General features: G+C 74.2%; 17 protein-coding genes. 5 read left to right on the plus strand and 12 right to left on the minus strand.

The window, feature by feature from the left end:
- Nucleotides 1-10: 10 nt before the first annotated feature.
- The 3 genes from D1648_RS17165 to D1648_RS17175 all read right to left on the minus strand — a co-directional run bounded on the left by D1648_RS17165 (nucleotide 11) and on the right by D1648_RS17175 (nucleotide 2,536).
- Nucleotides 11-817, minus strand: coding sequence for a methyltransferase domain-containing protein (locus D1648_RS17165; RefSeq protein WP_122943805.1), 807 nt, complete (start codon nucleotides 815-817; stop codon nucleotides 11-13).
- A gap of 65 nt (nucleotides 818-882) precedes the next feature.
- The gene (locus tag D1648_RS17170; protein ID WP_122943806.1) at nucleotides 883-1,473 is read right to left on the minus strand and encodes a PH domain-containing protein; all 591 of its coding nucleotides are present in this window, start codon (nucleotides 1,471-1,473) and stop codon (nucleotides 883-885) included.
- Between the two features lie 10 nt (nucleotides 1,474-1,483).
- A complete protein-coding gene (locus D1648_RS17175; RefSeq protein WP_122943807.1) occupies nucleotides 1,484-2,536 on the minus strand; it encodes an FUSC family protein in 1,053 nt (350 codons plus the stop codon).
- A gap of 214 nt (nucleotides 2,537-2,750) precedes the next feature.
- On the opposite strand from D1648_RS17175, the gene D1648_RS17180 reads away from it, so the two are divergent.
- The 3 genes from D1648_RS17180 to D1648_RS17190 all read left to right on the plus strand — a co-directional run bounded on the left by D1648_RS17180 (nucleotide 2,751) and on the right by D1648_RS17190 (nucleotide 5,975).
- Nucleotides 2,751-4,265, plus strand: coding sequence for a cytosine permease (locus D1648_RS17180; RefSeq protein WP_122943808.1), 1,515 nt, complete (start codon nucleotides 2,751-2,753; stop codon nucleotides 4,263-4,265).
- A 156-nt stretch (nucleotides 4,266-4,421) separates the two neighbouring features.
- Nucleotides 4,422-5,024 (plus strand): cysteine hydrolase family protein, encoded by a 603-nt coding sequence (locus tag D1648_RS17185; protein WP_122943911.1) that lies wholly within the window; start codon nucleotides 4,422-4,424, stop codon nucleotides 5,022-5,024.
- Nucleotides 5,025-5,129: 105 nt separating this feature from the next.
- A complete protein-coding gene (locus D1648_RS17190; RefSeq protein WP_122943809.1) occupies nucleotides 5,130-5,975 on the plus strand; it encodes an SDR family oxidoreductase in 846 nt (281 codons plus the stop codon).
- Nucleotides 5,976-6,263: 288 nt separating this feature from the next.
- Here the strand turns inward: D1648_RS17190 and D1648_RS17195 are convergent, their stop codons facing one another.
- The 7 genes from D1648_RS17195 to D1648_RS17225 form a co-directional block, all read right to left on the minus strand.
- Nucleotides 6,264-7,481 (minus strand): M4 family metallopeptidase, encoded by a 1,218-nt coding sequence (locus tag D1648_RS17195; RefSeq protein WP_164518789.1) that lies wholly within the window; start codon nucleotides 7,479-7,481, stop codon nucleotides 6,264-6,266.
- A gap of 101 nt (nucleotides 7,482-7,582) precedes the next feature.
- Nucleotides 7,583-8,569: a TerC family protein gene (locus tag D1648_RS17200; RefSeq protein WP_122943810.1), complete on the minus strand. Its 987-nt coding sequence runs from the start codon at nucleotides 8,567-8,569 to the stop codon at nucleotides 7,583-7,585.
- A 329-nt stretch (nucleotides 8,570-8,898) separates the two neighbouring features.
- A complete protein-coding gene (locus D1648_RS17205; protein WP_122943811.1) occupies nucleotides 8,899-10,218 on the minus strand; it encodes an amidohydrolase family protein in 1,320 nt (439 codons plus the stop codon).
- A 122-nt stretch (nucleotides 10,219-10,340) separates the two neighbouring features.
- Nucleotides 10,341-12,023, minus strand: coding sequence for a urocanate hydratase (gene hutU, locus D1648_RS17210; protein ID WP_122943812.1), 1,683 nt, complete (start codon nucleotides 12,021-12,023; stop codon nucleotides 10,341-10,343).
- 119 nt (nucleotides 12,024-12,142) lie between these two features.
- Nucleotides 12,143-13,021, minus strand: coding sequence for an alpha/beta fold hydrolase (locus tag D1648_RS17215; RefSeq protein WP_122943813.1), 879 nt, complete (start codon nucleotides 13,019-13,021; stop codon nucleotides 12,143-12,145).
- Between the two features lie 31 nt (nucleotides 13,022-13,052).
- Complete coding sequence (locus tag D1648_RS17220; RefSeq protein ID WP_122943814.1) at nucleotides 13,053-13,853, minus strand: IclR family transcriptional regulator; 801 nt, start codon at nucleotides 13,851-13,853, stop codon at nucleotides 13,053-13,055.
- 72 nt (nucleotides 13,854-13,925) lie between these two features.
- Entirely contained in the window at nucleotides 13,926-14,846 is a 921-nt protein-coding gene (locus tag D1648_RS17225) for a formate/nitrite transporter family protein (protein ID WP_122943815.1), read from the minus strand.
- Nucleotides 14,847-14,893: 47 nt separating this feature from the next.
- Between D1648_RS17225 and hutG the strand changes: the two genes are divergently transcribed.
- A complete protein-coding gene (gene hutG / locus D1648_RS17230; protein ID WP_122943816.1) occupies nucleotides 14,894-15,928 on the plus strand; it encodes a formimidoylglutamase in 1,035 nt (344 codons plus the stop codon).
- Nucleotides 15,929-15,991: 63 nt separating this feature from the next.
- Here hutG and D1648_RS17235 read toward each other — a convergent pair whose 3' ends face one another.
- Both D1648_RS17235 and D1648_RS17240 read right to left on the minus strand, forming a co-directional pair.
- A complete protein-coding gene (locus D1648_RS17235; protein ID WP_122943817.1) occupies nucleotides 15,992-16,999 on the minus strand; it encodes a YdcF family protein in 1,008 nt (335 codons plus the stop codon).
- A gap of 40 nt (nucleotides 17,000-17,039) precedes the next feature.
- Entirely contained in the window at nucleotides 17,040-17,963 is a 924-nt protein-coding gene (locus D1648_RS17240; RefSeq protein ID WP_122943818.1) for a sulfite exporter TauE/SafE family protein, read from the minus strand.
- A 108-nt stretch (nucleotides 17,964-18,071) separates the two neighbouring features.
- Here D1648_RS17240 and D1648_RS17245 point away from each other — a divergent pair, with 108 nt between their 5' ends.
- Nucleotides 18,072-19,244 (plus strand): phosphotransferase family protein, encoded by a 1,173-nt coding sequence (locus D1648_RS17245; protein WP_122943819.1) that lies wholly within the window; start codon nucleotides 18,072-18,074, stop codon nucleotides 19,242-19,244.
- Nucleotides 19,245-19,254 lie beyond the last annotated feature (10 nt).

Consider the following 19,254-nt stretch of genomic DNA (forward strand, 5'->3'; position numbering starts at 1 on the left):
GCCTGCCGCGTCAGGCGCGGGCGAGGATCTCGCCGTGCAGCAGGACGAACCAGCCGTCGGGGTCCTGCGCCCAGGCGCGGAAGGCCTCGGCGATCTCCTCGCGCTCGGCCGCGTCGGCCCAGCCCTCGCGCTCGAGCTGGTCCGCGAGCGGCGCCGTGGTGATCCGGCCCGACCAGGTCGCCGCCCATGCGGCTCGGCTCTCGGGCGTCGCGTGCAGCCAGGTGGAGCTGGTGGGGGTGACCTCGGTGAAGCCCGCCTCGTGGGCCCAGGCGAGCAGGCGCCGTCCGGCGTCGGGCGTGCCGCCGTTGGCGCGGGTGGCGCGGAGGTAGAGCGCGAGCCAACGGTCGAAGGCCGGCGTCTCAGGCCACCAGCGGAATCCCTCGTAGTCGCTGTCGCGCACGGCGACCAGTCCGCCGGGGCGGGTGACACGGCGCATCTCGGCGAGCGCCTGCACCGGGGCGGGCAGGTGCTGGAGCACCTGGTGGGCGTGGACCACGTCGAAGGCGTCGTCCTCGAAGGGCATCGCCTGCGCGTCGCCGACGCGCACGTCGACCTCCCCGAGCCCCTGCCGCTCGAGCTCGGCGCGGGTGAGTGCGGCGGACTCCTCCCCCACCTCGAGCGCGACGACGTGCTCGGGGCCGACGATCCGGGCGAGGTCCGCGGTGATGGTGCCCGCGCCGCTGCCCACGTCCAGCAGCCGCTGCCCGGGCCGCAGGTGCGGCAGGAGGTGCGCGGCGGAGTTCTCCGCAGTGCGTGCGCGGTGGCTGCCGAGCACCGCAGCGCCGTAGCCGTGGGTGTAGGGGGTCGGATCGCTCATGGGCCGACGGTATGCCGACGCGGCGCCGTGGGCGCCGGAGGATCGCTCCGCGGACCGGGGCCGGCTCATCGGCCGGGCGCTCGGCGCGTCGGCGCCGCCTCGCGAGCGGCCGGGTGCTCGCACGCGCGCGCGGGCCAGGAGGGCGGCGCACCGCCGGCGACCAGATGCTGCAGCAGGTCGACGACCTCCTGGCTGCGCTCCCGGTGCCTGACCTTCATCGTCAGGTCCCTGCCCCAGCGCACGCGGACGCGGAAGCGGGCGGAGAGCAGCCGCTCCTCGAGCGCGGCACCGGTGACCGCGGCGGCCGGCGCCTCCTCGAGCACGGTCCAGCCGCGCAGGCGGTCCATGACGATCAGGACCCTGCGGTCGGTGACGATCAGCAGCGGGAAGGTGTCCGAGCGTGCGGCGCCCACCGCGACCTCGTGGACGGTCTCCTCGGGGTAGAGCACCCGTCGGGGCAGGTTCGTATCCACCGCTCGGAAGCTCAGTCCCCGGTTCCGCGCCATCGCCCGGCGATAGGTGGCCTCAGCGCGGCTCGCCCCGGACCGCTCGGCGAGCATCCCGGCCATGACGGCATCGGCGTCCTGGCCGTGCCGCTCACGGATCTCCCCCTGCAGTGCTGCCGCCTCGTGCAGTCGATAGCGCCGCTTCCCCATGCCGGAGAGCCTACGACCGTGCCCCGCGACGCTCCCAGGCGAAGCGCCCCAGGACCAGCGCGAGGCCGACGACGACTCCGATCGCGGTCTCGAGCACGCGCGCCTCGAGGATCGGGCCGACGGGCTGGGGATGGCCCAGCTGCACCATGAGCAGCGCCAGCGGGGTGATGAACAGCAGGGCGAGGGAGTAGTTGCGCAGCACGAACATCTCGGCGAGGAACTGGAGCAGGACCACCCACACCACGAGCTGCCAGGGCTCGGCCGGGAAGGACAGCAGGAAGGCCGTGACCCCGACGCCGAGAGTCGTCCCCACCAGGCGGTGCACCGCCTTCTCGACGCGGGCGCCGTGGCCGGGCGGGGCCAGCGGGGCGACCGCCGCGACCTGCGCCCAGTACGGGAAGGGCAGGCCCGAGAGGAGACCGAGTGCACCGGCGACGAGCGCCGCAGCGGTGTAGCGGACGAACTCGGTACCCAGCTCCCGGGAAGTGACGAGCTCGTGGTCCCGGCCCAGCACCACGTCCGGGTGCCGTTCCCCGGCCCAGTGGCCCAGCAGCCCGAGCACCACGCACAGCCCCGCGACCGCCGCGGCGATCAGGCCCGCACCCCAGAACGGGGCGGCGACCGGCGCGGAGGCCACCGCCGCGGTCGCGAAGACGGGGAAGATCGCCCCGCCGGGCTTGAGCCCGTTCGCGGTCACGAAGACCGCCGAGCCGCCGGCGACCAGAGCGGCGACGACGATGATCAGCCAGGAGGCGACCGCCTGCGGGAGCACCTCTCCGAGCTGGGCAAGGCCCGCGCCGAGCGCCACGCACAGGGCGAGCATCGCGCCGGCCAGGGACTGCCTCCGGAACCGCGTCCGCGTCGGCTCGTAGCGGGAGTAGATCCCGGTGAACGCCCCGAACCCGACGTACATCGCCCACTCGATGCGCCCCGCGAGCAGCAGCACGGCCAGCGGGATCGCGAGCCCGACCGCGATGCGGAAGGCGGGGACGTGGTCGACGCGGGCAGGGGCGATGGTGAGCAGGCCGCGCAGTCGCGCGGAGACGGACTCGGTCCGGGGCACGTGGCTCCTTCCGTGGGACGGACGCGACCGCTGTCGGGGCGCACGAGGAGGAGGCACGACCGGGGTCGTCGTCGAGGGTGGGATCCGGCCCGGCCGGGCGCATCGGAGGCGCGGGGGCGGAGCACGGGGTGCTCTCAGGATACGCCCGCCCCGTCGGCCCCCGCCATGATGCAGCAGACACCGTGCGGGGCTGTGACGTGGGAGACTCTCGCTCATGTCCCTCTCCTCGCCCGCGCCCGAGGGCGCCCGCACCTCGCCCCTCGTCGAGACCACCGGCATCGAGATCATCGCCGAGTCCGAACGGACCGCCCGCCCGCGCGACCTGTTCTGGCCGTGGTTCGCCGCGAACGTGTCCGTGTTCGGGATGAGCTACGGCTCCTACCTGCTCGGCTTCGGGATCAGCTTCTGGCAGGCGACCGTCGTCGCCGTCATCGGCATCGTCATCAGCTTCGCGCTGTGCGGCCTGGTCGCGATCGCGGGCAAGCGGGGCTCCGCGCCGACGATGGTGCTCTCCCGGGCGGCCTTCGGCGTGCACGGGCAGAAGGTGCCGGGGATCGTCTCGTGGCTGACCTCGATCGGCTGGGAGACCTCGCTGGCGATCTCCGCCGTGCTCGCGACCGCCACCGTGTTCGAGATCCTCGGCATCGGGGCGGGAAGCGCCGTCACCGTCATCGCGGCGCTCGCGATCGCGGCGCTGATCGTCGGCGCCTCCGTGCTCGGCTATCACACGATCATGCGCCTGCAGTCGATCCTGACCTGGGCGACCGGCGCGATGACGATCCTGTTCATGATCCTCACGATCCCCCACATCGACGTCGCCGCGGTGCTCTCGGCGCCGGCCGGACCGCCGCAGGCGATGATCGGCGCGCTCGTGATGGTCATGACCGGCTTCGGCCTGGGATGGATCAACATCTCCGCGGACTGGTCGCGGTATCAGAAGCGCTCGGCGTCCGACGGGTCGATCGTGCTGTGGAACACGATCGGCGGCGCGGCCGCACCGGTGGTGCTGGTGATCTTCGGGCTGCTGCTGGCGGGCTCCGATCCCGCGCTGGACACGGCGATCGAGTCGGACCCGATCGGGGCGCTGATCTCGATCCTGCCGCTGTGGGCGCTGGTGCCCTTCTGGATCGTGGCCGTGCTGACCCTGGTCTCCGGCGCGGTGCTCGGCATCTACTCCTCGGGGCTGACGCTGATCAGCCTCGGCATCCGCATCCCCCGCCCGGCCGCCGCCGCGGTCGACGGGGTGATCCTCACGGCCGGCACGATCTGGGTGGCGTTCTTCGCGCAGAACTTCATCGGCCCGTTCCAGAGCTTCCTGATCACGCTCGGCGTGCCGATCGCGGCCTGGGCCGGGATCCTCATCGCCGACGTCCTCTCCCGCCGCGCCGACTACGACGAGCAGGCGCTGTTCGATCCGCGGGGCCGCTACGGCTCGGTCGACTGGATCTCCGTGGGGACCATGGTCGTCGCCTCGGCGATCGGCTGGGGCCTGGTGGTGAACTCCTTCGCGGAGGACGCCCCGTGGAACAACTGGCAGGGCTACCTGCTCGAGCCGCTGGGTCTGGGCACATTCGTCGCGGACCCGGCCGGGGCGTACTGGGACGGGAACTGGGCGTACGCGAACCTCGGCGTGCTCTTCGCGCTGCTGTTCTCCTTCGCCGTGACCTGGTTCGCGCGGCGCGGCCGGATCCGGGCGCAGGAGCGGAGGGCGTGCCTCCCCGCGTCCTGAGCGGCAGGCCGGGCCCCGTGCCGCCCCGCGCCACTGCAAGAACTGGCGCTGAGCCAGCATCCACCCCCGTGTATCGACCTCGATGCCGGCTCAGCGCCACTGTTCGCAATGCCCCCCGAGACGCCCGCACCGGATCGGCCCTCTACAGTGCCGATCATGGACCCCACAGCGCGGAGCGCGGGCGCCCCGGCCCCCTGGCTCCTGATCATCGACCCGCAGCGGATCTTCGCCGATCCCGGCTCGGACTGGGCCTCCCCGTTCTGGGAGGGGGCCTGGGCGCGGATCCGGGAGCTCGCCGCGCTGGTCGGCCCCGAGCGCACGCTCGTGAGCCGCTGGCTGCCGACGGCCGATCGCGAGACGTCCTGGGGTGACTACTTCGCGGTCTGGCCCTTCGCGGACGTCCCCGCGACGGATCCGCTCTACGATCTGGTCGACGGCGCCGCGGAGCTCACCGCGCACCCGACGCTCGACGAGCCGACCTTCGGCAAGTGGGGACCGCAGCTGGTCGAGCGTCTCGGCACTGCGGCGACCCGGGCACCGCTGCTGGTCACGGGGGTCTCCACGGACTGCTGCGTGATCACGACCGTGCTCGCCGCCGCGGACGCGGGTGCCCGCCTCACGGTGGTCACCGATGCGTGCGCCGCCTCGGACGAGGCGAGCGGCGCCGCCGCCCTGCACACCATGAGCCTGTTCGGCCCGCAGGTCGCGCTCGCGAGCACGGCCGAGGTCCTCGCCCGTGCGGCCGGACCTGCGCGCTGAGGCCCCTGGCAGCGGATCGACGCCGTGCCGGCCGGGGCTCCCACCCCACTCGCGGGGCACGAAAAGTGCTGGCCGCGGCGGCGGAGCGCTCCGTAGGGTGCGTCCATGCACCTCGCCCCTGCTCTTCCCCGCACCGCCCTGCTCACCGGCGTCGGCCGACGGCGCGGGATCGGTGCCGCGATCGCGCGCGGCCTCGCCGAGGACGGCTACGACCTCGCGCTCTCCTTCCACGCCGACTACGACCGACGCGTGCTCGGGGAGGACGCCGACGTCGAGCTGCTCGCCGAGGAGCTGCGCGCCAGGGGCCGACGTGTCGAGCTGCTGCCCGGCGACCTCGCCGCTCCGGCCGTGCCCGCCCGGCTGGTCTCCGCCGCCCGCGACGCGCTCGGGCCGCTCGGCGCCCTGGTCATGTGCCATTGCGAGTCGGTGGACTCCTCGATCCTGGACACGACGGTGGAGAGCTTCGACCGTCACTACGCGGTCAACGTGCGCGCGAGCTGGCTGCTGCTGAAGGCCTTCGCGGAGCAGGTGCCCGCCGGCGCCGGCGACACCGCACGCGTCGAGGGCGCGGGCAGGAGCGCGAGCGGAGCGGACAGCGGTGGCGACGCGAGCGGCAGGGGCGGCGCGGTGATCGCACTGACCAGCGACCACACCGCGCACAACCTCCCCTACGGGGCGACGAAGGGGGCGCTGGACCGCCTGGTGCTGGCCGGAACGCACGAGCTCGCGGACCGCGGCATCCGCACCAACGTCATCAACCCCGGTCCGATCGACACCGGCTGGATGGACGAGGAGACCCGCACCGCCTGCGCCGCGCAGACCCCCGGCGGGCAGCTCGGCGGCCCGGGCACGGTCGCGGACCTGGTGCGCTTCCTGGTCTCCGAGCGCGGGGCCTGGATCCGCGGGCAGCTGCTGCTGTCCAACGGAGGCTTCGCGACCCCGGCGGTGTGAGCGCGGGGGCTGCGCCTCACGGCTCGCCGCGCGCGGCTCCGTCCGACGGACCGTCCTCCGAGCCCGGCAGGTCTCGCGGGTCCGACCGACCGTCCGGCTCCGTCTCCCGCACCGTGCCGCATCTCCAGCACGGCACGCGCGGGTCCCGCGCCCCCTCGCCCTCCGGCATCGCCCCGCACTCCGGGCACAGCATGCCCAGCCAGCACGCCGCCTCGCCCTCCGGGACCTCCTCCATCCCGGGCAGCCCGGCCCGGCCCGTCCCTCCCGCACCGTCCTGGTCCATGTCGCTCAGCTCCTCCCCGTCGGCGCCGAGAGCACGCCGACGGTGCGCCAGGCCTGCTCGACCGCCTCGTGCTGCGAGGAGCCCTCGCCGTGGCGCGATGCAGCGGCCGCGAGCGTCGCCTCGGCGAAGGTCGCGAAGTCCGCGTCCTTGGGCAGGCCGCCGCGGGTGAGCGCGTCGTACCAGAGCGGGCCCGCCCCCTCCCAGGAGCGTCCCCCGATACCCGTCGCGGCGAGATGGAAGGCCCGGTTGGGGATGCCGGAGTTGATGTGCACGCCGCCGTTGTCGTTCGCCTCGTCGTGCGGGAGATCCGCGTAGTGCGCCATCGAGTCCGGCTGGGGGTCCTTGCCGAGCACGGGGTCGTCGTAGGCGGTGCCCGGCGCCTTCATCGAGCGCAGCGCCTCGCCCTGGACCGCAGCGGTGAACACGCCCTGGCCGATCAGCCAGTCCGCCTCGGCCGCCTCCTGGCCGAGCACGCGCTGCTTGACCATCGCGCCGAAGCAGTCCGCGATCGACTCGTGCAGAGCACCGGGCTGGGCGACGTAGATCAGCCCCGCGGTGTACTGCACGACGCCGTGCGTGAGCTCGTGCCCGATGACGTCCACCGCGCCGGTGAAGGAGGCGAAGCGGATCCCGTCCCCGTCGCCGAAGATCATCTGCTGCCCGTCCCAGAACGCGTTGAGGAAGTCCTGGCCGTAGTGGACGGTGGCGACGAGTCCGAGGCCCTCCCCGTCGAGGGAGTCGCGGTCGAAGGCCTGGTCGAAGAGCTCCCAGGTCGCGCCGAGGCCGTCGTAGGCCTCGTCGGCGGAGGCATCTCCCGTCGGCTCCTCGCCCTCGGCGCGCACGAGTCGGCCGGGCAGGGCGGTGCCGCCGCCGGCGTCGTGGACGCTGCGATGCGGGGCGGGCTGCTCCTCGGCCGCGGTGCGGGGCGCGAGGGCCGCCCGGTCCGGGACCCGCTGCGCGAGATGCGGGGGCAGCAGGCCGGCGCCGGACCCCGGCACGTCTGCTCGAGAGGCACCCGTCTCCCGGCCGACGGGCCCCGGCGCCCCGGGGCGTCGAGCGCGGGCAGCACGCACCTCGCGGCGTCCGGCCAGGTCGCGCCCGACGGCGAGGGTGCGCTCCGCGGCGCGCTGCGCCGGCTCGGCGTCCGCGAGCCGGCGCAGCAGGTGCGGGGGGACGATCCCGTGCACGGGACCGTCCCGGCGGGGCCTCTGGGCGGTGCTCATGAGGCCATCCTCGTCCTCCGCCCGGACGGGCGGAAGCCCCGCCCGGGCACGGCGGGCGGCCGCAGGCTCGCTGCGTGCCCGGCCGGGCACCGGCCCGGCCGTCAGTCGCGGGTGATCGTCTCGCCCTCGCGTCGGCCGGCGACCACGAGCGACGCCGCGATCGCGACGCCCATCGCCACCACGATGAAGCCCAGCGACAGCCAGATCGGCACCTCGGGGATCCTCTGCAGGACGTCGAAGCCGGGCACGAAGCCCAGCGGAGCCTCGTGGATCGCGTGGATCACCAGCTTCACGCCGATGAAGCCCAGGATCGCGGCGATGCCGTACTTGAGGTACGCCAGGCGGTCCAGCATCCCGCCGAGCAGGAAGTACAGCTGGCGCAGACCCATGAGTGCGAAGATGTTCGCGGTGAACACGAGGAACGGGTTGCGGGTGACGCCGAAGATCGCGGGGATCGAGTCCAGCGCGAACATCACGTCGGTGACGCCCAGGGTGATGAACACCAGCAGCATCGGGGTGAACAGCTTCTTGCCGTCCACGACGGTGCGGAGCTTGTTCCCGTCGTACTCCTCGGAGACCGGGATGAAGCGGCGTACCAGGCGCATGACCGGCGACTCCGAGTCGTCGTCATCGTCGCCGAAGGCCTGCTTCCACGCGGTGTACAGCAGGAACAGGCCGAAGATGTAGAACACGCCGACGAAGTGCTCGATGATCACGGCGCCGGCGAGGATGAACAGGCCGCGCGCGATGAGCGCGATGATGATGCCCACCATCAGCGCTTCCTGCTGATACTTCCTGGGCACCCCGAACTTCGCCATGATCAGGATGAACACGAAGAGGTTGTCGATGCTCAGCGAGTACTCGAGCAACCAGCCGGTGAGGAACTCCGAGGACGGCTTCGAGCCGCCCACGAAGAACAGCACGACCGCGAACACCAGCGCGAGGCCGACGTAGAAGCCGATCCAGCCCGCGCATTCCTTCATGGAGGGGAGATGCGGCCGCTTGATCACGATCAGCAGGTCGGCGACGAGGATGGCGCAGAGCACAACCAGCGCCGCGATCTCGAAGCCGAGGTGCAGTTCTCCCATGGGACTTCTTTCAGGGGGCTCCGGGGGCAGGCGCTCCGGGGCGGCGGACGGGGCGTGGCGGCCGCTCCAGGACCTTCGGGGGCGGGCGGCGACCCTCAGAGTACCGCCCGACGCCGCTCCCGACCCGTCCGCGCGGGGTGAACATGCTCATCGCCGACCTCGCGCCGCACCGACGCACCGACGCACCGACGCACCGACGCACCGACGCACCGACGCACCGACGCACCGACGCACCGACGAGTGCGCAGTTCTGAACCTCTCCGGGCACGATTCCGGTTCAGAATCGAGCATTCCTCGGCGCCGGGGCCCTGCGGCCAGGGCAGGCTGGGTCACGCGATCCGCTGCCCGCGCCGCCGCACCTGGTGGGTCAGCGGCATGCCGGGCCGGTAGGCGAGGTGGATCGCGGCCGGCGCATCGAGCACGTGGAGGTCGGCGCGGGCGCCGACGGCGAGGTGGCCGACGTCGCCGCGGCGCAGGGCGAGGGCCCCGCCTCGGGTCGCGGCACGCACCGCTTCGGCGAGCGAGAGACGCATCTGCAGCACGGCGGTCGCGACGCAGAAGCTCATCGCGCTGGTATAGCTCGTGCCGGGGTTGCAGTTGCTCGCGATCGCGAGGACGGCGCCCGCATCGAGCAGCTCACGAGCCGGGGCGAGCGGGGCGCGGGTGGAGAGATCGCAGGCGGGGAGCACTGTGGCGACGGTCGGCCCGGCGTCGACGGCGAAGCGGTCCGGGGAACCGTCGACCGGGGCGTCCGCACCGGCTGGCTGCGAGGCTGCGGGCTCCGCGGCCACCGGCCGGGACGCGGTGGCCGCGAGCGCCTCGACGTCGCCGGTCGAGAGGTGGTTGAGGTGGTCGACGCTCGCAGCGCCCAGCTCGACGGCGAGCGCGACCCCGCCGCTGCGGCCCAGCTGGTTGCCGTGGACCCGCAGGCCCAGCCCCGCTGCGGCCCCGGCGCGCAGCACCCGCGCGGACTGCTCCGGGTCGAAGGCCCCCTCCTCGCAGAACACATCGATCCAGCGCACGTGCGGGGCGACCGCGGCGAGCATCTCCCCGGCGACGAGGTCGACGTAGTCCTCGGCATCCGGGCGGCCGTCCCGCCCGTCGTACTCGCCCGGCACGAGGTGGGCGCCGAGGAAGGTCACCTCGTCGAGCTCGCCGGCCGCGGCGAGCCCCCCGAGCAGGCGGGCGGCGCGCAGCTCGTCGGCGAGGGTGAGCCCGTAGCCGGTCTTGGTCTCCATCGTGGTGGTGCCGCCCGCGGCGGCCTCGGCGAGTCGAGCGCGCACGAGGCCGCGCAGGCGCTGGTCAGAGGCGTCCCGGGTGGCCGACGTGGTCACGCCGATGCCGCCGGCGGCGTAGGCCTGACCCGCCATCCGCGCCTCGAACTCGGCGGCGCGGTCCCCGTCGAAGACCAGGTGGGAGTGGGAGTCGACCCAGCCGGGCAGCACGGCCCGGCCGCCCAGGTCCTCAGCCGCGTCGGCCGCAGGTGCCTCGGCGGCGGGGCCGGTCCAGGCCACGCGGCCGTCCTCGATCACGAGGGCGGCCCCGCGCAGCACCTGCTCCTCGGTGACCTGCCCGGGGCGGGCGGGGTCGTCGAAGGCGGGGTCGAGGGTCCAGAGCTCGGACATGCCGGTGAGCAGGGTCGAGGTCATGGCGGGGCCTCCTGCGGTGACGGGGCGGGCGGTCGAGGTCGGGCGGGGACGGGCGCGGTCGGTCCCGCCGGGCGGGGCGGGCCCGGTGCGCCGCCGACGCGCGGGCCGCACCGGGAGGGGGATCAGTCCCGACGCACCGGGGGCATCGGGATGCGCACGCCGCGCTCGTGGGCGACCTGGTCGGCGCGGGAGTAGCCGGCGTCGACGTGTCGGATCACGCCCGTGGCGGGGTCGTTGGTCAGCAGGCGCTCGAGCTTGCGGCGGGCGAGCTCGGTGCCGTCAGCCAGTCCCACCTGGCCTGCATGGATCGAGCGGCCGATGCCGACGCCGCCGCCGTGGTGGAGGGAGACCCAGGTGGCGCCGGAGCCGGCGGCGGTCAGGGCGTTCAGCAGCGGCCAGTCGGCGATCGCGTCGGAGCCGTCGAGCATGCCCTCCGTCTCGCGGTAGGGAGAGGCGACGGAGCCGGAGTCGAGGTGGTCGCGGCCGATGACGATCGGGGCTGTGACCTTCCCGTCGCGCACCAGGTCGTTGAAGAGCATCCCGGCCTGGTGCCGCTCGCCGTAGCCGAGCCAGCAGATGCGGGCGGGCAGCCCCTCGAACTCGACGTGCTCCCCGGCGGCGTCGAGCCAGCGGTGGAGGTGCTCGTCCTGGGGGAAGAGCTCCTTCAGCGCCGCGTCGGTGACGGCGATGTCCTCGGGATCACCGGAGAGGGCGACCCAGCGGAAGGGGCCGAGGCCCTCGCAGAACAGGGGCCGGATGTAGGCGGGGACGAAGCCGGGGAAGGCGAAGGCGCGCTCGTACCCGGCGTGGCGGGCCTCGTCGCGGATCGAGTTGCCGTAGTCGAACACCTCGGCGCCCGCGTCCTGGAACTCGACCATGGCGCGCACCTGCCGGGCCATCGCCTCGCGGGCCTTCTCGGTGAATCCCTCCGCGTCGGCGTCGGCCTCCCGCCGCCAGTCCTCGACGGCGATCTCGGTGGGCAGGTAGCTCAGCGGGTCGTGGGCCGAGGTCTGGTCGGTGACCACGTCGATGTGCAGGTCACCGGCGCGGTGGCGCTCGAGCAGGGCGGGGAAGACCTCCGCCGCGTTGCCGACGATGCCGATCGACAGACCGCGCCTCTCGGCCTCGGCGGCGTTCGCGCGGGCGATCGCGTCCTCGAGGTCGCCCGCGATCTCGTCGAGATAGCGCTTGGCGACACGGCGCTCGAGGCGGGTGCGGTCCACGTCGACGATCAGGCACACCCCGTCGTTGAGCGTGACGGCCAAAGGCTGCGCGCCGCCCATGCCGCCGCAGCCGCCGGTCAGGGTGATCGTGCCGGCGAGGGTGCCGCCGAAGCGCTTCCTCGCGACGGCCGCGAAGGTCTCGAAGGTGCCCTGGAGGATGCCCTGGGTGGCGATGTAGATCCACGACCCGGCGGTCATCTGGCCGTACATCGTGAGCCCCTCGGCCTCGAGCCGGCGGAACTCGGGCCAGGTCGCCCAGTCGCCGACGAGGTTCGAGTTCGCCAGCAGCACCCGCGGCGCCCACTCGTCGGTGCGCAGCACGCCGACGGGCTTGCCGGACTGGACCAGCAGGGTCTCGTCGTCCTCGAGGTCGCGCAGTGTCTCGACGATCGCGTCGAAGGCCTCCCAGGAGCGGGCGGCGCGGCCGGTGCCGCCGTAGACGACGAGGTCGTCGGGCCGCTCTGCGACCTCGGGGTCGAGGTTGTTCATGAGCATGCGCAGCGGCGCCTCTGTCTGCCAGGACTTCGCGCTGAGGTCGGTGCCGCGCGGGGCACGGACGGGGCGGGCTCCGGGGAGTGTCATCGTCGGCTCCTTCGTCGAGTGGCGTCTCGCGATTCCCCACAGGACATCACCGCCACAGGGCCGGGTCGAGAGTCGGGACCGGAGTGATGTCCGGGATACCGGACGCCGGGAGCCGCTCGTCAGCTCCGCGCGCTCGCGGTGGCCACGATCTCCGCGAGGATCTCCCGGACCCGCTCGGGCTGCTCGACCCACGGCAGGTGCCCTGCCTCGGGGACGACCCTCTTGCGGGGAGCTCGGGCATGGGCGGCCAGCGAGACCACGGGACCGACGGGGCGGGGGTCCTGCATGCCGTGGAGGAACGTGATCGGGCAGCGGACCGCGGTCGCCCAGGTGATCTGATCCATGTCGTCGAAGCGCATCAGCGCCCGATTGACCTGGTGGGCGATCGCGTGCGGAGAGGTCGCCATCGGTTCGGCGAGGTCGTAGCCGGACCGGGGATCGGCGTAGTCCGTCGCCCAGCTCAGACGTCGCCACTCCACCTCCTCCGCGGCGGTGCGCTCCCGTCCGTCCAGCGCCGCGAAGCGCTCCGCCCAGGGCGCGAGGCGGCGCGCCCGCTCGGCACGGTACGGGGTGCGCCAGTCGCCCACCCCCACCCCGTCCACGTACCCGAGGGCAGAGACTCGGTCGGGATGGGTGCCGGCGTGCGCGAGGGCGAGGGTCGCCCCGAAGGAGTGGCCGACGAGGGCGACCCGCTCGTGCCCGAAGGCCCGGCGCAGCTCCTCGATGTCCTCGACGAAGCGCGCGATGGTGAGGTCGGCGGGCAGGCCGCCGGGGGCTCGAGGTGCCCCGCCGCTGCCGTCGGGACCGGTCGAGTGCCCGCAGCGCCGCTGGTCGTAGTGGTGCACGGTCGCGCGGTCCGCCAGCAGGCCGGCGAGCGGGGCGAGGTAGTCCCAGAGCCCCGGGCCGCCGTGGACCAGGATCACCGCCGGCGCGTCGGCCGGCCCCGGGTCGGTCCACGTCGCCAGGCGGGCGCCGTCGCTCATCGTCACGAAGTCCATGCCCGCACGCTACGGCCCGGCGGGCGCCCGGTCACCTTCCGGTCAGGGACGTCCCCACCGTCTCCGCCCGCCCGCCGAGTCGCCGTGTGATCTCCTCCGCGCCGCGGCGCACGGAGGTGGCGAAGCGCTTGCGCTCGGCGGAGCCGACGCGGGCCTCGACGAAGGTCAGCGCCACGGCGGCGGCGGGCCATCCGGCGTGGTCGCGCACCACGGCGGCGACCGAACCCATCTCGTCGCTGACCTCCCCGGATTCTCTCGCGACCCCCTCTGCGCGCACGGCGGTCAGCACCTCCCGCAGCGCCTTCGGGGTGGCGGGGCCGGGAGCGTCGGTGCGGGCGGAGAAGTCGGCGGCGGTGCCGTAGAGGGCGCGGAGCTGAGGGGCAGGCAGGTGGGCGAGGATCGCGCGGCCGCTCGCGGTCAGGTGGGCGGGGATCCGCACGCCGACGTCGGTGACCAGGCTCGGCCGGTTCCGGGCGCGCTCCTCGACCACGTACAGCACGTCCCGGCCGTGGAGCACCGCGAGGTGGCCGCTCTCCCCCACCTCGTCGACCATCGCCTCGATGACGCGGCGGCCGATCCGCGCCAGAGGCTCCTGGCGCAGGTAGGCACCGGAGAGCTCATGGGCCGACGGGCCGAGCCCGTAGAGCCGCTCCTGCTCCAGGTGCATCACGTAGCCGTGCCCGACGAGGGTCGCGAGCAGATCGTAGGTGCGTGAACGCGGCAGGTCCAGCTCCTCGGCGATGCAGGCGGCGGCGACCGGCGCGCGGCGCGAGGCGAGGAAGGTCAGCAGGCGCAGCGTCGCGTCGGCCGCCGGGACTTTCGGGGAAGGCATGGGCGAAGCATGCCACCGACCGGCGCGGACGTCAGCGCTCCGGGCCGGCGGTCGGTGCGCAGCAGCCGGCACTCATCTGATCGGGGCCGACACCACCTCGTCCGCCCCGCCGGCCGACCGTGAGCGCTGCGCCTCCCGCTCGGCCTGCACCAGCTCCCAGGTGCGCACGAGCCGCGGCAGGGTGAGGATCACCAGGCCTCCGACCATGTTCAGCGGGATCACCCACGCGCACCAGATCAGCCACTCGAGGTAGGTGGTCTCGGCGCCGGCGTGCATGGCCGCGAAGATCACCGCGGAGCTCAGCGCGCCGTGGAACATGCCCAGCCCCACCACCAGCAGGCCGGAGATGAGCGAGTTGGCGAGCGTGGCGATACCCTCGCTGGAGCCCTGGCTCATCCGCGTCACCAGCGTGATCGTGAAGCCGGCGAGGATCGCCAGGGAGGCCGTCTCGAGGTTCAGGCCGGGCTCCATGTACTGCGCGGTCGACTCCAGCAGCACGTCCTCGAAGCGCGGGAAGGCGGCGACGACCAGCCAGGTCAGCGCCCAGCCGCCGGCGAGGTTGGTCACCAGCGTCACGCCCCACAGCCGCAGCAGCTGCCACCAGGTGCCGTGTCCGGCCACGATGGCGTTGATCGGGACCAGGAACTCCTCGGTGAACAGCTCCGAGTGCGCCAGCCGCAGCGCGTACAGGCCGACGCCGAAGGCGAGCCCGCCCAGCAGCTCCGACCCGGTCGCGTCGATCACCGCGAGCATCGCCAGCAGGCCCAGGCCCACGTCGATCCCGCCGAAGAGCCCGGTGACCACCAGCGCCCTCCAGGTGCGGTTCAGCCGGTTCGCGCCCTCGGTGACGGTGTTCTCGAACTCCTGGACCAGGGCGTCCTCGACCGCGTGGTCGCTCGTGCCGAGACGGCGGCGCTCCTCGGTCTGGCCCGGTCGGTCGCTGCGTGCATCGTGACTCCTCGTCGCGGGTCCCGTGCTCCGGCACGGTGCCATGATGGGGCGAACCTACCCCCCCCTGACGAGGCGATGAGGAGCCATCGATGACGACCTCCCCCACCCCTGCGTCCCCCTGGAGCGGCCGGCACGACGGCGACGGCCCCGAGCACGCCCGCTGGCATCAGGCCGTGCAGGTGGTCGAGGCGCCGTCGCCGGACGGGTCACCGGTCGACGCAGTCTCCTCCTCCGGCGCCCCGGACCCGGCGGCGGACCACGTCGCCCTGCTCGGCTTCCGCTCCGAGGAGGGCGTGCGCCGCAACCGCGGGCGCGTCGGCGCGGCGGAGGGTCCCGCGGCGCTGCGCCGGGCGCTGGCGCCTCTCGCCCTGCACGGCGTGCTCGCGAGCGGCGAGGTCCAGCTGCACGATCTCGGCGACGCGGAGACCGTCGGGGAGGACCTCGAGGCGGGGCAGGCCGCCGCCGCGGCGCTGACCTCCCACGGCCTGGACCGGGCCGGGTCCCGCCTGACCGTGGTGCTCGGCGGCGGTCACGAGACCGCCTGGTCCTCCTATCTGGGGCTGGTGGGCTCCGGATTCGGTCCCCGCGCCGGGCAGCGCTGGGGCGTGCTGAACCTCGATGCGCACTTCGACCTGCGCCGCGAGCCGCGCCCCACCTCGGGCACGCCCTTCGCGCAGATGGCCGAGGCGGAGCGCGCCGCGGGGCGGGATCTGCGCTATGCGGTGCTGGGGATCGCCGAGACCTCGAACACGGGCGCGCTCTTCGCGAGGGCACGGGAGCTGGGCGTGCGGTGGTGGACCGACGAGCAGTGCCTCGCCGCGGGGGCCGAGGGGGTCTCCCGCTTCGTGGAGGAGTTCGTCGCCGAGCTGGACGTGCTCTACCTGACGATCGACCTCGACGTGCTGCCGGCCGCGGTCGCGCCAGGGGTCTCTGCGCCCGCCGCCCACGGGGTGCCGCTGCCGCTGATCGCCGCGGCGGTGCGCGCCGCCGCGGGCAGCGGGAAGCTCGCGCTGCTGGACGTGGTCGAGCTGAACCCGCGCCTCGACGTCGACGGCCGCACGGCGCGTTCGGCCGCGCGGCTGATCGACGAGGCGGTGCGGACCGTGACCGGCGCGTCGGCCTGAGCCCCCGCCGCCGCGCGGCACCCGGGCGGCGCGGCACCACGCCGCCGGTGCCCGCCTCTGCGGCTACCCGATCAGCACTGCGCCGAGGAGGACGGCGAGCGCGAGCCCGGTCGTCGCGAGCACGACGTTGAGCACGGTGTGCATGCGCAGCACCGCGATGAACTCCCGGATGTAGGCGCTGGGCACGAAGTAGCGGGCGGTCGGGGCACCCGCCACGTCCGCGTCCACCCCGATCCTGCGGGAGAGCAGCGCGGTGCGCGGGACGTGATACCCGTTGGTCACCACGAGCAGCTGCCGGCCCCTGGCGTCGGGCCGCTCATCGGCCAGGGCGCGGCTGAAGCGCAGGTTCTGCTCGGTGCTGCGCGAGCGGGTCTCGGCGAGCACCTCCCCGCGGGCGTACCCGGACTCGACCAGGTACTCCGCCATCGCCTCGCCCTCGGAACGCGGCTCGTCGGGCCCCTTGCCGCCGCTGGTGATGAGCAGGGGCAGGGTGCTCGCGGCGGTCGTCTCGGCCATCTGTCGGCCGCGGTCCAGCCGGCTGCGCAGCAGCGGCGGCACCTTCCCGCGGATCAGTCCGGAGCCGAGCACGACGACGGCGTCCGGATCGGGGCGGGGCGGGCGCCGCTCGTAGAGCGCGGTGAACGTGTAGAAGATCGCGAACTGCACGCCGAGCTGCGCCGATCCCCACAGGATCAGCAGCGCCGCCGCCCAGGCCACAGGCTCCTGGCTGAGCACCAGCAGCACGGCGACCACCGGCAGCACGAACAGCGCGATCCCGGCCAGCAGCGAGAGGGAGTTGCCGAGGGAGCGTCCCTCCCGGCGCACCATCCGCAGGCCGTTGCGCACCAGCATCGCCGCCAGCACGAACACGGACAGCGGCAGCAGGGCGAGGACCACGAGCACCAGCAGCCCGGCGCCGGGCAGGAAGTACGTGACCGCCTCGACCGTGACGGAGAGGGCGAACCAGCCGGCCAGCAGCGCGAGCGCTGCGGCGCGCAGCCGACGCGGCTCCCTCTCCCACAGACGGCGGAACCACCACCAGCATCCGACGGCAAGGATCGCGCTCAGCATGCGGCGATCCTGTCATGGCGCGGTGTGTGCTCGGGACCGTTCACAGCAGCAGCGTCTCGACGAGGGTCACCGCCGCGACTCCGGCGAGGAGGGCCGCGAACAGGAGCGTGAGGGTCGAGGGGCGCGCCTTCGCCGACAGCGGCCCGCCGATGATGCCGCCGGCCGCGGAGCCGGCCGCGAAGATCAGCGTGGTCGCCCAGTCGATCTGCACCTCGGTGCCGACGCGGGCGAGGAGGCTCGCGGCGGTCGCGATGATCATGACCAGCAGGCTGGTGCCGGAGGCGCGGCGCATCGCGAGCCCCAGGGCGATCACCAGCATCGGCACGACGATGAACCCGCCGCCCACGCCGAAGAACCCGGTGAGGAAGCCGGTGAGCGAGGCCGCTGCGATCACGAACCCGAGCCGCGGGGAGGGCGGCGGCGCCGGGGAGAGCGGCAGCTCGGGCTCTCCGTGATGGTGCTGGATCCCGTCGGCCGTCTCGACCGTGTCGGGGCCGGGCTGGTCCAGCACCGGGTCGTCGTGGGAGGCGATCGGCGCGGCGTCGTCGGCGAGCGGAGCGGTGCCGAGCGCGGCGGCCTCCGCGTCCTCCGTGCGACGGGTGCGCAGCCCGCGGCGCAGCATCGCCGCCGCGACGAGGACCAGCATGATCCCGAACAGGGTGAGCAGGGCGTCCGCCGGGACCAGGGCCGAGATCCGCGACGCGATCACCGCCCCCAGGACCGACACGGCGGCGAACACGAGCCCCGCCCGCCATTCCACGTTCCGCTGCCGGGCGTGATGGGGCAGGCTCGCCACCGCCGTGATCAGCACGATCACGAGGCTCGAGGCGGTCGCGGCGTGCGGCGGCATGCCCAGCAGGAACACCAGCACCGGCACCGCGAGGATCCCGCCGCCCGCGCCGAGCGCCCCCACCACGATCCCCACCCCGACGCCGACGGCGATCGCGAGCAGGACGAGCTCCATCGTGGCGGACTCCTTCGGACGGCGGGCACGGGCCGGCCCATCATATCCGCGGCGGTCAGCGTCGATAGGATCGGGGCATCCTCGCAGAGGACTCGGAGAGGAGCTGCCATGGCCCCGGAGCCGCACCCCGATGCACCGGCGCGGCCGGACTCGTCGGCGCCGACGCTCCTGGACCCCGCCTCCCCCGCGATGGGCGAGCGGATCCTCGAGGCATGGCGTCGGGGGGCGCTCGTGCTGCCCCTCCGGGACGACGAGGCCCCGCTGCGCCTGCCCGGCCTGCACCGCTCCGCGCTCCCCGCCTCGCTCTCCGGCCGGGCGCGCGCGTCCCTGGCCGGGGTCGGCGAGCGCTTCGCCGCCTGGCGCCTCACGCCGCAGGAGAACGCCCCGGTGATCGTGCGGATCGCCCATGTCGCCCCGGAGGAGCTGCACCAGGACCTCGCCCATGAGATCGCCGCGCTGACCCTGATCCCGCCGGGGACCGGCCCCTCCCCCGTCGCCGTGCACGACGAGGCGACGACGAGCCCGCTGGGCCACCCGTACGTCGTGACGACCGACGTGCCGGGGGTCGCCGCCGCGCCGGAGGCCTGGACCGGCGCGCACCTGCGCTCCCACGCACGCCTGCTCGCCCGTCTGCATGCCGTCCCCGCCCCGGGGAGGGGCCCGGTGAGCTTCGGGCAGGAGCCGTGGTCGGCGGTGCCCGTCGGCCCGCAGCACCTGCTGGCCGAGGTCGAGGCGGAGGTCGAGGCCTGGCGCTCCCGCCACGGCGCCCTCCTGGCCGAGCACGGCCTCGAGCCGTTCCTCGAGGCGGCGCTCGCGCGGGTCGCCGGGATCGAGGACCAGATCGCCTCCCTCGACGCCTTCTGCCTCTGCCACGGGGACCTCTGCTCGACGAACATCCTGTGGGACGGCGCGGATCCCGCCACCGGGTCCCCGTGCGTGCAGTACATCGACTTCGAGTGGGCGCAGGGCGACGACCCCGCCCGGGACCTCGCGATCATCGGCGGGCGCGTGCACGGCGGCCCCTGGTACGTCCCGCTCGAGGAGGAGCAGGTGACGCGGTTCGTCGAGGAGTACGTAGGTGCGCGCGGGGAGCTCGGCGAGGTGCCGGCCGCGGTCGCCGACGTCGGCGCGCTGCGGGAGCGGATGAGGGCCTGGACCGCCTACGAGCGCACCGCGATGCTCGTGCACGTCGCCTCGCGGGCGGCGACCCGCGCCTCCCACCGCCGGGTCCTGCCGCTGCTGCGCGACACCCTCGCCGAGGAGCTCGGGATCGGGGGCTGACCCCGGACGC

It is taken from the genome of Brachybacterium sp. EE-P12, from assembly GCF_003711805.1.
GTDB lineage: Bacteria > Actinomycetota > Actinomycetes > Actinomycetales > Dermabacteraceae > Brachybacterium.

Coding starts and splice junctions, on each gene's coding strand:
- D1648_RS17215 (WP_122943813.1), bottom strand. CDS start 13,021: ATGGACTTCGTGACGATGAGCGACGGCGCCCGCCTGGCGACGTGGACC.
- D1648_RS17245 (WP_122943819.1), top strand. CDS start 18,072: ATGGCCCCGGAGCCGCACCCCGATGCACCGGCGCGGCCGGACTCGTCG.
- D1648_RS17205 (WP_122943811.1), bottom strand. CDS start 10,218: ATGACCTCGACCCTGCTCACCGGCATGTCCGAGCTCTGGACCCTCGAC.
- D1648_RS17170 (WP_122943806.1), bottom strand. CDS start 1,473: ATGGGGAAGCGGCGCTATCGACTGCACGAGGCGGCAGCACTGCAGGGG.
- D1648_RS17240 (WP_122943818.1), bottom strand. CDS start 17,963: ATGGAGCTCGTCCTGCTCGCGATCGCCGTCGGCGTCGGGGTGGGGATC.
- D1648_RS17235 (WP_122943817.1), bottom strand. CDS start 16,999: ATGCTGAGCGCGATCCTTGCCGTCGGATGCTGGTGGTGGTTCCGCCGT.
- hutG (WP_122943816.1), top strand. CDS start 14,894: ATGACGACCTCCCCCACCCCTGCGTCCCCCTGGAGCGGCCGGCACGAC.
- D1648_RS17190 (WP_122943809.1), top strand. CDS start 5,130: ATGCACCTCGCCCCTGCTCTTCCCCGCACCGCCCTGCTCACCGGCGTC.
- D1648_RS17165 (WP_122943805.1), bottom strand. CDS start 817: ATGAGCGATCCGACCCCCTACACCCACGGCTACGGCGCTGCGGTGCTC.
- hutU (WP_122943812.1), bottom strand. CDS start 12,023: ATGACACTCCCCGGAGCCCGCCCCGTCCGTGCCCCGCGCGGCACCGAC.
- D1648_RS17185 (WP_122943911.1), top strand. CDS start 4,422: ATGGACCCCACAGCGCGGAGCGCGGGCGCCCCGGCCCCCTGGCTCCTG.
- D1648_RS17180 (WP_122943808.1), top strand. CDS start 2,751: ATGTCCCTCTCCTCGCCCGCGCCCGAGGGCGCCCGCACCTCGCCCCTC.
- D1648_RS17225 (WP_122943815.1), bottom strand. CDS start 14,846: ATGGCACCGTGCCGGAGCACGGGACCCGCGACGAGGAGTCACGATGCA.
- D1648_RS17195 (WP_164518789.1), bottom strand. CDS start 7,481: ATGAGCACCGCCCAGAGGCCCCGCCGGGACGGTCCCGTGCACGGGATC.
- D1648_RS17200 (WP_122943810.1), bottom strand. CDS start 8,569: ATGGGAGAACTGCACCTCGGCTTCGAGATCGCGGCGCTGGTTGTGCTC.
- D1648_RS17220 (WP_122943814.1), bottom strand. CDS start 13,853: ATGCCTTCCCCGAAAGTCCCGGCGGCCGACGCGACGCTGCGCCTGCTG.